The sequence below is a fragment of the Pusillimonas sp. genome (genome assembly GCF_029263785.1).
Lineage (GTDB): Bacteria > Pseudomonadota > Gammaproteobacteria > Burkholderiales > Burkholderiaceae_B > Pusillimonas.
Genome location: NZ_JAJUFE010000001.1, coordinates 107,557 through 121,187, shown reverse-complemented (window position 1 = coordinate 121,187; position 13,631 = coordinate 107,557). Strand labels below are relative to the sequence as shown.

Here is a 13,631-nt window from a genome sequence, read left to right as displayed (position 1 = left end):
CTTCGCAAAAGGCCGCGCCGTCAACCATACAATGGCCGTCGCGTCGCCGTGTGGGCATGGCGGCGGTGGCCGTGGTTTTAATGGCGATCCTCTGGCAGCAGCAACGTATGTCTGCCGGTCAGCCGGGTCCAGGGTATGAGTTCGAGTTGCGGGGCACCGTTGTTCACGTAGCAGATGGCGATACATTCACATTGCTCGTGGACCAGCGCCGCGAACGTATCCGCATGGCAAGCATTGACGCACCCGAAATTACCAAAGATAAAGATCGCCCGGGCCAACCCATGTCCCAGGCGTCACGCAAGTCCTTGTCGAGTCTGATCGCCGGCAAACTTCTGACTCTGCACTGCTATGAACGTGATCGCTATGAACGAAGCGTTTGCGATGTGCCCTTGCCTGGCGGACTTACTGCCAATCAACAGCAAGTGAGTGCGGGAATGGCATGGGCCAACATGGAAGGCAAGGGCAAGTTCCTGCGCGACCCGTCCCTTCGCCGTCTTGAAGACAAGGCGCGCCAGGCGCGTGTCGGCATCTGGAGTCAGGATGGGCAAATCCCTCCCTGGGTGTGGCGCTATCAATGCTGGAAGCAAGCGCAGTGCTAGCGAATCGAGGTCAACGCGCAGAATCATGGCTCGGGCTGTGGACAGTGGTGCTTGTGTCCATGCTGTGCTTGTTGTCCGCTTGCTCGGATGCGCCGGTGAACAGTCCTTATGTGCGGGGCGCCGAGGCACAGAACGTGTTGTACACGGCATTTTCTCAGCGCTCGCCCAAGTATCTTGACCCCGCCAGTTCGTATTCTGCCGATGAGACCCCGTTTACGTATTCCATATACGAACCCTTGTACGGCTACGACTATCTGGCCCGCCCCTACGAGCTTCGCCCGCGGGCTGCCAGCCGGATCAGCCATCCGGTCTATTACGATGACCAGGGTCGCCAGTTACCGGACGACGCCCCCGGAGAATCCATTGCCCTGAGCGTGTACGACATCAACATACAGCCTGGCATTCTGTATCAGCCGCATCCGGCTTTTGCCAGAGAGCCCTCCGGCAACTACGCCTACTGGCCCATAACGCCCGATCAACTCGAAGATAAATACGCCATCACAGATTTCGCCCTGACGGGAACTCGTGAACTCACCGCCCATGACTACGTCTACGGCATTCGGAGGCTGGCCAGCCCGGGCGTGGTTTCGCCCATATTTGGCTTGATGTCCGAACATATTGTGGGCCTGGGCGAATACGGTGCTCAACTGCGGGAGATTCAGAAGCAGCGCGAGGCCAATGGTAAAACGGGCTGGCTCGATCTTCGGCAATACGGTTTCGATGGGGTGCGCGCACTCGACGATCACACCCTGCGGATCGAAGTCAGGGGCAAGTACCCACAGTTCAAATACTGGCTGGCCATGACATTCACTGCGCCCATTCCATGGGAAGCGGATCGCTTTTATCACCAGGCGGGTATGGCGGAACATAATCTTTCGCTAAATACCTGGCCGGTGGGCACAGGGCCCTACATGCTTGCTGAGTCCATTCAGAACCGCAGGCATGTGTTGGTTCGCAATCCCAACTTCCGCGGTGAACCCTATCCGTGCAATGGTGAAGAGCAGGACGGCAAGTCAGGTCTGCTGATTGACTGTGGCAAGAAGACACCGTTTATCGACCGAATTGTTTTTTCGATCGAGAAAGAAAGCGTCCCTCTGATGGGCAAGTTCTTGCAGGGTTACTACGACGTTCCCGAGGCGGACGACTCGAGTTACGGCGTAGCAATGCAGGTGGCTGCGGGCGACTCTCCAGAAAAAGCTGAACTTTATCGTGACCGGGGGCTGCAACTGCTCACTTCTACCGAAGCGCAGATCTATTACCTGGGTTTCAACTGGCTTGATCCCGTGGTGGGCGGGGGCGACACGCCAGAGCAGGCCGAGAAGAACCGCAAGTTGCGCCAGGCCATCAGTATTGCCTTCGACTGGGAGCAATACATCCAAATCTTCCTGAACGACCAGGGCCAGGTTGCTCACGGCCCGGTTCCACCAAACATACCGGGGTATCAGGCCCCGCCGCAGGGGGCCAACCTTTCGGTTTACGAAGTCGACGGCGGCCGGGTCGTGCGCAGACCACTCGAAGAGGCCAAAAAGCTTTTGGCCGAAGCGGGCTATCCCAACGGACGCCACGCTGATACGGGGCAGCCGCTGATCCTGCATTTTGACTCTGCCGGCGGCATGGGATCGAACGCTACTGTCGACTGGATGCGTCGGCAGCTTAAAAAGCTCAACGTCGAGCTTGAGGTTCGTGCAACCGACTACAACCGTTTCCAGGACAAGATGCGTCAGGGCTCTGCACAGATGTTTATGTGGGGGTGGGTAGCCGATTACCCGGATGCCGAGAATTTCCTGTTCCTTTTGTACGGGCCAAATGGAAAGGCCAGGCATGGAGGCGAGAACGCCTCCAACTATCAGAACCCGGAATTCGACCGTCTTTTCGAGTCGATGCGCTATCTGGACGACGGGCCCGAAAAAGACGCCCTGGTGCAACAGATGGTCGAAATCACCCAACGGGATTTACCGTGGATGTTTGGTTTCTATCCGAAATCGGGCGGTGCCTATCAGTCGTGGGTGGCCAATGCCAAGCCTACACAGATGGTGCGTAATACCTTGCAGTATCTGCGCATCGATGCCGACATGCGTGCCGAGCGCATCAAGGCCTGGAATCCGCCGGTCTGGTGGCCGCTATGGGTACTGCTGGCCTTGGTCGTGGCGGGCGTATATCCGGCCATTCGCATCATAAGGCGCAGAGAAAGGGAGACTGCCCTTGCCGAGCGGTCGCAAGGAGCAGGGCAATGAGCCGCTATATCCTCCGACGCTTGGTCTACGGTATTTTCATTCTGATTGGCGTCAATCTTCTTACCTTCATCTTGTTTTTTGCGGTCAATACGCCCGATGACATGGCGCGAATGGCGATCGGTGGGCAACGCGTCAGCCCCGAAGCCATTGAAAAATGGAAGGCCGAACGCGGGTATGACAAGCCTTTGTTCTATAACGCGGAAGCGCAGGGTACACAACGCCTGACCGAAACCATTTTCTTCGAAAGGTCGGCGCCGCTGCTGGTGATGGATTTTGGTTTTTCTGACGGCGGTCGCAGCATCGGCCATGAGATTCGCGAACGGATGGGGCCGAGCCTGGCGCTTGCCATTCCAACTTTCCTGTTGGGATTGTGGGCATGCATTTCGTTTGCGCTGTTGCTGGTGTTCTTCCGAAATACGCCCCTGGACTTTACCGGGGTCGTCGTCTGCGTGCTGCTGCTTTCGATTTCGGGGTTGTTTTATATCATTGCGGGCCAATGGCTGTTTGCCAAGGTACTGCGATGGGTACCGTATTCAGGCTATATGGAAGGATGGAGCAGCATCCGGTTCTTGATTCTTCCCGTCATTGTGGGTATTGCGTCGCGTCTTGGAGCCGAATCCCGCTTTTACAGAACCCTTTTTCTGGAAGAGATAAATAAAGATTACGTACGGACCGCCCGTGCCAAGGGCCTTGCCGAGCGGGTGATCTTGTTCCGCCACGTCCTGCGTAACGCCATGCTGCCCATACTGACGGGGGCCGTGTCGGCAGTGCCCCTGCTGTTCATGGGCAGCCTGATATCTGAATCCTTTTTCGGAATTCCCGGCTTGGGCAGTTACACCATTGATGCCATCAATGCGCAAGACTTTTCAATCGTCCGGGCAATGGTGTTCCTGGGTTCAGCCCTGTATATCGTGGGCTTGATACTGGCCGATATTTCATACACGATTTTCGACCCCCGGGTCCGCTTCGAGTAAACGCCATGCCAAAGTTTATCTTTCTGTGGACTGACGTTTTTGTGTACTGCCTGATAGCGGGAATGCTGCTGTATGGGTGGAAGGTTTCACGCACGCCGGGCCTGCGCAAGGCGTGGAGCAGTGTGGCTCGGACAAGCTCTGCAATGTGTGCGGCGATGGTGCTGGGTGCTTTTCTGCTTGTCGGCTTGCTTGATTCCATCCATTATCGGCCGCTCATGCCTCCCGCACAGGGTACAGAGGCGGCTCAGCCCGTGTATTCGCCGGTGGTTCGCTCGGCGCTTGACGATGTCCTTGCCTGGTCGCGCCTTGGAAGCCCCGAGGCAACATATTCTGCCCCTTTGGCCTTGCGGCAATTCACGAAAGAAACCCAGATTATTGACGGCGAAGCCGTACGCGATTATCCGCGGCTGAAGTTTGCGGGCCAGCTCCTTGAAGACGATGCCGACCATGCACGCGACCTGCAGCGCCGCATGCTTGTGGGCTTGGCCACGGCTATCGTCATAGCAATGCTTGGAGCTGTCGTCCTTACCGCCGGTCAAATGAAACGTGCCCGGGGATCCGTTCCATACGCCTGGAGGGGCTGGTGGAACAGCGAGTCGGGTGTTCCATGGCGCGCCATATGGATTACGTTCAGCCTCATGGCGCTGGTGGTATGCGTTGCGTGGTCTCTGGCGCTCGACTATCACGTATTCGGCACTGATCGCACCGGCAATGACGTTCTGAGGCAGGCATTGAAGAGTGTCCGTACTGCTTTGGTAATTGGAACGCTTACCACCTTGGCCATGCTGCCTCCTGCCTTGGTCTTTGGAATATCTGCCGGATATTTCAAGGGCAGGGTTGACGATGTCATCCAGTACATCTATACAACCTTGACCTCTATACCGGGCGTCCTGTTGATCGCGGCCTGTGTGCTGATGATGCAGGTCTATATCGATACGAACCCCGAGTTGTTTCCTACGGTCGCCGCACGGGCGGACTTGCGGCTTTTCCTGTTGTGCCTGATATTGGGTCTGACCGGCTGGTCTGGGTTATGCCGCTTGCTGCGCGCCGAGACACTCAAGCTTCGCGAACTTGAATACGTGCAGGCTGCGCGTGCATTCGGTGTCAGCCACTGGCGCATCATGAGCCGCCATCTGCTGCCCAATCTGATGCACATTGTCCTGATCACAATGGTGCTGGAGTTTTCCGGATTGGTGTTGTACGAGGCTGTGCTGTCGTACCTGGGTATCGGGGTCGACCCGGCCACGCCTTCCTTTGGCACCATGATTGATTCTTCACGGATGGAAATGTCGCGCGACCCGATGATCTGGTGGAACCTGCTGGCTGCATTCGTTTTCATGCTGGCGCTTGTTCTGTCCGCAAACATCTTTGCTGACGCCGTACAGGCGGCGTTCGATCCCCGTACTCGCCGGTTCAGGCCGCGGTTACGACGCCCGGAACCTCAGGCAAAGGCCGACGCTGCAGGAGCTTCGTCATGAACGGCTCCTTGGGTTCGATGGTGAACACACGGCGAAACGCGAAAGATATCCTGACCATCAGCGACCTGTGCGTCGAAATCCAGAACGATGAGGGCGCGGTGCAGGTCGTCCGGGATCTGGCCCTTGCCGTTGAGCGTGGCCAGACCTTTGCCCTGGTGGGGGAATCCGGCTCCGGGAAAAGCATGACGGCCTTGGCATTGCTTCGCCTGTTACCCGAGGCCGGACGCATGACCAACGGCGATGTCTTGCTCGATGGCCAGGATCTGGGCCGGATGGCCGAGTCATCCATGCGGGCAGTGCGTGGCGGGAGGATCGGTATTGTATTCCAGGAGCCTTCTACCAGTTTGAATCCGGTCTTGACGGTTGGTCGCCAGATTCTGGAAACGATCCACACGCACACCACGTTGCGCGGCGCTGCGGCACGTCGCAAGGCTGTTCAGTGGCTTGACCGGGTAGGAATCGAGAACGCCGAACGCAGGCTTAACGATTATCCCTTTCAGTTTTCGGGTGGACAGAAGCAGCGGGTCATGATCGCCATTGCCCTGGCGGCAGAACCTGTCGTGCTGGTTGCTGATGAGCCCACTACCGCGCTGGATGTTACCGTGCAGGCTCAGATCCTGGATCTGCTTGCGGACATACAAAAAGAAATGGGTCTGGCCATTTTGCTGATCACGCATGATCTGGCTGTCGTCAGAAAGGTTGCGGACCACGTGGCGCTTATGCGTTACGGACAGATTGTTGAGTCCGTGCCTACCGAACAGTTTTTCAGTTCGCCCAAGCATCCCTATGCGAGGCAGCTATTGGCTGCGATTCCCACGTTTGAGAAGCGCGGCACCCGGCTAACGGTGGATGCCGGAGTTGATTCCAGTCGACCCCCGCCTGCAACATCTGAGGTGCAGCAGCCGGCTTGCGGCCGTCGCCCCGGGTCGGCGGAAGCTCGGCCAGGTGGTTCTCCGGTGCTGGATGTCCGGGACCTGCGCGTCACATACCAGCCGCGCAGCAGGCTGTTTAGCCGAAACACCGATGCAGTCGAAGTCGTAAAAGGTTTGTCATTTACGCTTGATGCCGGCGAAACCCTTTCGCTGGTTGGAGAGTCGGGTTGCGGCAAGACCACGACAGCCAAGGCCTTGCTGCGACTGTTGGACAAGCAGGCGAATGTCTCGGGCACGGCCGTGCTCGCCGGACAGTCCATACTGGATGCCGGGCGCGGTGCACTGAAACGCGCACGACGCGACATCCAGATCGTTTTTCAAGATCCGTATGCGTCGCTCGATCCACGTATGCAGGTCAGTGAAATTCTCGAGGAGGGCGTGGCGGCCCTGCAACCGGACGTGTCCAGGCAGACACGCCGGCTGCGCGTGCGTCAATTGCTTGATCGCGTCGGTTTGCCATCCAACTCGGTTGATCGTTACCCGCATGAGTTCTCGGGTGGCCAACGTCAGCGAATAGCTATTGCCCGCGCGTTGGCGGTCGAGCCAAAAGTGCTGGTTTGTGATGAGCCCACGTCGGCGCTTGATGTATCCGTGCAAGCTCAACTCTTGGAGTTGTTGCTGGAATTGCAACGGGATTCAGGACTCGCCTACCTTTTCATCACACACAATTTCGGCGTTGTGGAATATCTTTCGGATAGGATCGCTGTCATGGATCAGGGCCGCATCGTTGAAACCGGGCCTGCCGAGCAGGTCTTGCACCGGCCAATGCATGAGCAGACCCGACGTATGCTGGCTGCCGTGCCACGTTTATAGGGCAAGGTCACGCTCAATCGGGCCGGGCCTGTTTCCTGCCCGCCAGCCATCTGTGTGAAGTCTGAATTGAATCAACTCTGGGTAGCCCGTGCAGACAAGCCTATAATCAGGGTGTATTGCAATTTTTGGGGCGGCCCCCATCTGATAATTCATGGCATTGAAAGTATTTGATCTCCAGTGTGATGTGGGCCACGTGTTCGAAGGCTGGTTCGGGTCGGCTGATGACTACGACAAGCAGCGCGACCAGGGCCTGTTGGTGTGTCCCGTCTGCGACAGCAATCAGATCAGCAAGATGTTGTCTGCGCCTCGCCTGAACATGGGCCGAGGCAAATCCGATGGCGAACACACCGAATCAATGCAAGCCACCCCGGAGGCGTCCGAAGCGTCTGTGACCTTGGCCAAGCTGCAGGCGCAAGTTCTCTCGCACATACGCGAGATTGTCCGTAATGCCGATAATGTAGGCGATCGCTTTGCGCAGGAGGCTCGTCGCATGCACGAGGGCGAAATCGATCACCGGCCTATCCGCGGCTCGACCACGCCCCAGGAACGAGAAGAGCTGGCGCGGGAGGGCATTGCTGTCTTGCCCATTCCCGACTTTCTGGACGACGACCGCCTTCAATAGGCTGCCGTTTAGTTGACGCGGCTGCGGTACTCACCCGTGCGGGTGTCGATCTCGATCTTGTCGCCGATAGTGCAGAACAGCGGAACCGCGATTTCCTTGCCTGTGTTGATTTTGGCGGGCTTGAGCACCTTGCCGGAAGTGTCGCCTTTGACGGCGGGCTCGGTGTAGGTGATTTCGCGCACAATAATGGTGGGAAGCTCGACCGAGATAGCCCGACCTTCGTAGAACACGACTTCTACCGCCATGTTCTCTTCAAGGTAGTCCAGGGCGTCGCCCATGCTGTCAGCCTCGACCTCGTACTGGTTGTACTCTTCGTCCATGAAGACATACATGGGGTCGGCAAAATACGAATATGTGCATTCTTTTTTCTCGAGCACAATCACTTCGAATTTTTCGTCAGCCTTATATACGGATTCGCTGGCTGAACCACTGAGCAAATTCTTGAACTTGAGTTTGACGACTGCGGCATTTCGGCCCGATTTGTTGTATTCGGCCTTTTGAACGACCAGTGGCTGGTCGCCCACCATGATTACGTTCCCAACGCGCAATTCTTGTGCGGTTTTCATCTTGCAAAGCACTCCGGAAGTAGATTTGCTCCAGCTTCATTTTTACCGGACCGGAGCAGTACGTACAAAACTTGCTATTTTACCCGCTGCCGGCTTTTTCCGCGCGAAACGCCAGTAAACGTGTGACCAGGGAAGTCTGGTCTGTCATTGCCTGACGAAAGGCCAGACATTCCATGCGCCATTGCTCCCAGGCGCGGGGCTCGACGGCTTCCTGCAGGCTTGCAATGGCGGCAGACTCGTCGGTTTGATTGAAGGCGCGAATGGTTTGCCTAAATTCGGCGCTTAAGTGCGTGCGTTCGAGCCAGGCATCCAGCTTGGCCATATGAGCGTCTTCCTTTTGTCGATAAATATGCCACAAGAAGGGCTTGCCGGCCCATATGGCTCGGACAAGCGAATCTTCGCCCCGGACGACGTTCAGATCGCTCGACCATAGCAGGTGATCAAAGTCGTCCTGGTCGACAAACGGAGACTCAAATACCTGGAACGATTCGTTTTGAAGCTGCGAGAGCTCGGGAAGTACTCCCCGTGGAACGATTGCCAGGGTAGGTTGCCCGGGATGACCCAGTGCGTTGGCCAAAGCCTGTGCAGGCGCATCGTTGTAGCAGAAGACAAACGCCTGACGCCATCCTTTGAGTAATAGCCCTTGCACATGATCGGGCATGCCGATCTTGTCAAGGAGCGCCCGGCGTGATTCGGGCAATGCTGTCCATGTCGCTTGCGAATCAAGCAAGTCGGGTTCGCGCAACAGGCCGCCGGTTCGCGGCGTGAAGCCAGGAAAGAAAAAGAACTTGTTCAGTCCGTTGGGTTGAATCGAGGGCAGGGCATGACAACTTTCCACCCAGTCCTCTGCACTGAGGTATTCCAGGTTGATCCACAGATTGTCTGTCATCCGATCCAGAAACATCTGTGGCAGATCGCAGGCGAACGCTTCCACGACCACCTCCAGCGGACGAACATCTGGAAGCGTTTGGGTCCAATGATGAATCTGGACACCTCGTGCGACTTGCTGTGCAGCGGTGGGACGCACGCACTTTTCGATTTGGTGGAATGAAGCCAGGTCATCGACCCATAGGCGTACCGGGCCTACCTCGGAGTGCTGTGCCAACTGCTTGGCCAGGCGCCAGCAGACCCCAATATCGCCGTAGTTGTCGACAACTCGACAAAAAATATCAAAACCGGGCAGATGCATGTCCGATCGGGTGAAGTGTTGCTTTCAGTGGAAATTGAGTGGATTGACGTCAATTTCGTCAGGCAGTTCGGGATGTAGCAGATCGCCCAGGGGATTAGGAAAGTAGGGCGCGCCACAATCGTCACAAAACTCAATCGGGAACAAACCGGGAAGCTGGCGTACATCGCTGATGCCCTGTTCCTTGAGAATGGCGGCAATTTCTTCGGGCACGCTGGTCTGGCCGATGTCCAGAACCTCGACAGCGGCTTCTTCCTTGCTCAGTACGGGCCATATACAGCCGTAAATTACGTCGGTAGCTTGGGCGGTGCTGAAGCCGATGCGATATTCCTCGATGGTGGATTCACCGCAGGCCACGACGGTGGCACGAAGCTGATTGCCGGGCAGTCCGGCGGCCGTTTGCAACCAGGTGGCTGCAGCCTTGAGCGCCAGGGGGCGAATGCGCCGGTCGGCATCGCGGCTTGCCACATAATAGGCGTCTGGCTGAAGGTATTCGATGCTACAGCCCGTAAAGCTGCCCGCAATAAGCTCAGCGCACTCTGCTTGCCATCCGTCAAAACACTGGGCGCGACTGATGGGCTCGTCGGGCGTGCCCGTCTGCCATCTGAACACCGGACCGCCCTTTGGTGTCGCAACTGCGCCGACGATAAAGCGGGCGTCGGCAAGCATGCCTTCAGCTGCCGGGGAAGACACGACCAGGGTGTTGTCGGGTTTTTGCCTGAGCGCCGCACGTCCAAGGCGTTGGGTCCATTCCAGCGTCTCATGAAACGATCGTGGCATTTGGTCGAAACTGACCATTCCGGGCAGCAGGGATACATGTGTGCCTTCGGCCAGAATATGCGTTTGCAGAGACCGGGTGAGCTTATGCAGATGGGGGCCAAGGTCGACCGCGCGTGGAAGCTGGTAGCGGGTCCAGGTGACAATGGGTGCACAGATAAGCAGCACGTCGTAGGCCTGACCCTCGTGGTTGACGACAGCCGATTCTGTATGCGTCTCGACTTGTTCTATCAGGATTTCGTAGGCGTCCATATTGGTCGCCAGCAGGTGTTCCAGAGCCGATTCGATCGCTTCATTCTTTTTTTGCGTCAGCAACTTGCCCAGCAATGCCTGGAACAGATTTTCCCAATAGATGTCTTCGAGCCGGCTTCCCGATCGTGCTAGTGAATCGGCCAGGGTGACCAGGCGTTGGGCTTCGCGCGATAGGCGCGTCGAGCGTAAGGTTCGGGTGCGGTCGGACATCTTTGACAATGGCTTCCTCTTTAATACTGTAGTTTAACCCTGTGCACCGGATTCCAAGTAAAGAGCCCCCGGACCGCCCGAGGCGGACCGGAGGCTCTGGGGGGCAACTTGTATATCAGGCCGCCAACAGTTCGCGCAGCACGTAGGGCAGGATGCCTCCATGCAGGTAGTAATCGACTTCGGTGGCCGTGTCGATACGAAGCAGCATGCTGACCTCTTGAGAGGTTCCGTCAGGACGGTGGATGACAAGGGTGACATCCTGCTGCGGTCTGATACCGTTTTCGATGCCGGTGATGTCGTAGGTTTCTTTTCCGGTGATTCCCAGAGTATCAACGCTATCTTCGCCCTTGAACTGCAAGGGCAGAACTCCCATTCCCACGAGGTTGCTGCGGTGGATGCGCTCGAAACTGCGCGCGATGACGGCCTTGACACCCAGCAGCTGGGTACCTTTGGCCGCCCAGTCGCGTGAAGACCCGGTTCCGTATTCTTCTCCGCCGAATACGACTGTGGGTACACCCTCGGCGATGTATTTCATGGCCGCGTCGTAAATGGGCATGCGTTCCTGGCTGGGCTGGTGCAGCGTTTCACCGCCCTCGAAACGGCTGCCATCGGCGTTGGGAGGAATCATCAGGTTCTTGATGCGCACATTGGCAAACGTGCCGCGCATCATGACTTCGTGGTTGCCGCGTCGTGAGCCGTAGCTGTTGAAGTCTTCTTTGGATACGCCGTTGGCCAGGAGGTACTGTCCCGCCGGCGAGCTTTCCTTGATCGAGCCGGCCGGCGAGATGTGGTCGGTGGTGACCGAATCGCCGAAGATGGCCAGGGCACGGGCGTTGCGTACTGGCGGCATCGGCGCCGGCGTCATGTCGAAATCCGCAAAGAAGGGGGGCTCGGCAATATAGGTTGAGCTGGGCCAATTGTAGACGTCGCCGGTTACGCCCGAGATCTTGTTCCAGAGCTTGCCGGGATTCGTCTTGATTTCTGCGTAATTGCTGCGGAAGACCTCTGGGTTGAGTGCCTCGCCCAGCAGTGCCTCAACTTCGGCATTGCTCGGCCAGATGTCGCCAAGCCACACATCTCCATTCTTGCCCTTGCCCACTGGCTCGGTCATGAGGTCTTTTTGCACGGTACCGGCCAGGGCGTATGCAACGACCAATGGCGGAGACGCCAGGAAGTTGGCCTTGATGTTGGGGTGAATGCGAGCCTCGAAGTTTCGGTTGCCCGAAAGCACTGCCGCACAAACCAGCCCGTTCTGGGTAATGACTTCGTTGAGATCGGGAGTAAGGTCGCCGGCGTTGCCGATACAGGTTGTGCAGCCATACGCAGCCACGTTGAAACCCAGCTTCTCGAGGTAGGGCAGCAGACCGGTCTTGCTGAGGTAATCGGTAACGACGCGAGACCCCGGTGCCAGGGAGGTCTTGATGTGCTTGGGCACTTTAAGGCCCGCTTCGACTGCCTTCTTGGCCATCAGGCCGGCTGCCAGCAACACGCTGGGGTTCGAGGTATTGGTGCAGGACGTGATGGCGGCAATCAGCACGTCGCCATTTCTGACCTTGGTACCGGTACTTGTGGTGAATACCTGATCGAGCTTCTCGGGTGGCTGGTTGAAGCCGTTGGCGGACTGCTCGACGAAAAGCCCGGCAAATGTCTGCTTTACATCGCCCAGTTCGATACGATCCTGGGGCCGCTTGGGACCGGCCAGCGAGGGCGTAACCGTTGAAAGATCCAGGGTGATGAGCTGGCTGTATTTGATGTCGGATGCATTGGGCACACCAAACATGCCCTGAGCCTTGAAATACGCCTTGAGGGCGTCGATTTCTTCTTGTGTGCGGCCGGTGCCTTCGAAGTAATGCAGAGTGCGCTGATCGATAGGGAAAAAGCCCATGGTGGCACCGTACTCCGGTGCCATGTTGCCGATGGTGGCACGATCAGTCACCGACAGGCTGGCGGTGCCGGGGCCGCAGAATTCCACGAACTTGCCAACCACCTTTTGCTTGCGAAGCAGCTCGGTGAGCGTCAGGACCAGGTCGGTTGCAGTTACGCCGCCACGCAGCTCGCCCTTGAGCTCGACACCCACTACGTCAGGAGTGAGGATGTAAAGCGGCTGGCCGAGCATGCCGGCTTCGGCTTCGATACCGCCCACGCCCCAGCCCACAACACCAATGCCGTTGATCATGGTGGTGTGACTGTCTGTGCCGACCAGGGTGTCGGGGTAATAAATGTTGTTCTCGGCGTCGTGATGCACGCCGCGGGCCAGATGCTCGAGGTTGACCTGGTGGACAATGCCAAAACCCGGAGGCACGACTCCGAATGTGTCAAACGCCTGCATGCCCCATTTCATGAACTGGTATCGCTCTTTGTTGCGCTGAAACTCGAGTTTCATGTTGAGGTCAAGCGCCTTGTTGGTGCCGTAGTAATCGATCATTACCGAGTGGTCGACAACCAGGTCGACCGGAACCAGGGGCTCGATCTTTTTTGGGTCCTTGCCCATGCGCGCAGCCACGGAGCGCATCGCTGCGATATCGGCCAGCAATGGAACGCCGGTGAAATCCTGAAGCACTACGCGAGCGACAACGAACGGAATTTCGGTGTTGCGAGGCGCGTTTGGCTTCCAGCCAGCCAGCTCCTTGACATGTTGTTCGGTGATCTTCTTGCCGTCACAGTTGCGCAGGACCGATTCGAGCACGATACGTATGGACACAGGCAGACGCTGCACGTCGATGCCCAGCGACTTTCCCAAGGCAGGCAGGGAATAGAACTTGGCGGATTTTCTTCCAATCTTGAACTTCTGCAAGCTGTTGAACGTATTGTGCGGCATATTGTGCTCCGTGCTGAAAGTGGCTTGACGCTGTGAAGAACAAACACGTTATTGACTGTACGACAATGCCTGAAAGGACTGTCGCAAGGCTGAAGAACTATTGCGCCTATTTTATGCCCTATTGGATGGCGTATGGGGAATCAGAAAAAAAGCCCCCTCCGGCTTGCCGG

10 protein-coding genes are annotated in these 13,631 nt (G+C 57.3%); 6 read left to right on the top strand and 4 right to left on the bottom strand.

The genetic code is table 11. From position 1 onward, the window contains the following. The first annotated feature begins 107 nt into the window (after positions 1 to 107). The 6 genes from Q1J88_RS00495 (at position 108) to Q1J88_RS00470 (ending at position 7,652) form a co-directional block, all read left to right on the top strand. Positions 108 to 599, top strand: coding sequence for a thermonuclease family protein (locus Q1J88_RS00495; RefSeq protein WP_301115429.1), 492 nt, complete (start codon positions 108 to 110; stop codon positions 597 to 599). A gap of 59 nt (positions 600 to 658) precedes the next feature. Then, positions 659 to 2,833: an ABC transporter substrate-binding protein gene (locus Q1J88_RS00490; RefSeq protein ID WP_301115458.1), complete on the top strand. Its 2,175-nt coding sequence runs from the start codon at positions 659 to 661 to the stop codon at positions 2,831 to 2,833. Beyond that, positions 2,830 to 3,807, top strand: coding sequence for an ABC transporter permease (locus Q1J88_RS00485; protein WP_301115428.1), 978 nt, complete (start codon positions 2,830 to 2,832; stop codon positions 3,805 to 3,807). The genes Q1J88_RS00490 and Q1J88_RS00485 overlap by 4 nt, the downstream gene beginning before the upstream one ends. A 5-nt stretch (positions 3,808 to 3,812) precedes the next feature. After that, positions 3,813 to 5,285, top strand: coding sequence for an ABC transporter permease (locus tag Q1J88_RS00480; RefSeq protein WP_301115427.1), 1,473 nt, complete (start codon positions 3,813 to 3,815; stop codon positions 5,283 to 5,285). Then, positions 5,282 to 7,030: a dipeptide ABC transporter ATP-binding protein gene (locus Q1J88_RS00475; protein WP_301115426.1), complete on the top strand. Its 1,749-nt coding sequence runs from the start codon at positions 5,282 to 5,284 to the stop codon at positions 7,028 to 7,030. Before Q1J88_RS00480 ends, Q1J88_RS00475 begins: the two co-directional genes overlap by 4 nt. A 151-nt stretch (positions 7,031 to 7,181) precedes the next feature. Then, positions 7,182 to 7,652, top strand: coding sequence for a DUF1178 family protein (locus Q1J88_RS00470; protein ID WP_301115425.1), 471 nt, complete (start codon positions 7,182 to 7,184; stop codon positions 7,650 to 7,652). 8 nt (positions 7,653 to 7,660) lie between these two features. On the opposite strand, the gene efp is transcribed toward Q1J88_RS00470, so the two are convergent. The 4 genes from efp to acnA all read right to left on the bottom strand — a co-directional run bounded on the left by efp (position 7,661) and on the right by acnA (position 13,461). Then, positions 7,661 to 8,218, bottom strand: a complete 558-nt coding sequence (gene efp / locus Q1J88_RS00465; RefSeq protein ID WP_301115424.1) for an elongation factor P — start codon at positions 8,216 to 8,218, stop codon at positions 7,661 to 7,663. A 79-nt stretch (positions 8,219 to 8,297) separates the two neighbouring features. Further along, entirely contained in the window at positions 8,298 to 9,407 is a 1,110-nt protein-coding gene (gene earP / locus Q1J88_RS00460) for an elongation factor P maturation arginine rhamnosyltransferase EarP (protein WP_301115423.1), read from the bottom strand. A gap of 24 nt (positions 9,408 to 9,431) precedes the next feature. Further along, entirely contained in the window at positions 9,432 to 10,643 is a 1,212-nt protein-coding gene (locus Q1J88_RS00455; RefSeq protein ID WP_301115422.1) for a DUF2863 family protein, read from the bottom strand. A 115-nt stretch (positions 10,644 to 10,758) separates the two neighbouring features. Then, the gene (acnA, locus tag Q1J88_RS00450) at positions 10,759 to 13,461 is read right to left on the bottom strand and encodes an aconitate hydratase AcnA (protein WP_301115421.1); all 2,703 of its coding nucleotides are present in this window, start codon (positions 13,459 to 13,461) and stop codon (positions 10,759 to 10,761) included. Positions 13,462 to 13,631 lie beyond the last annotated feature (170 nt).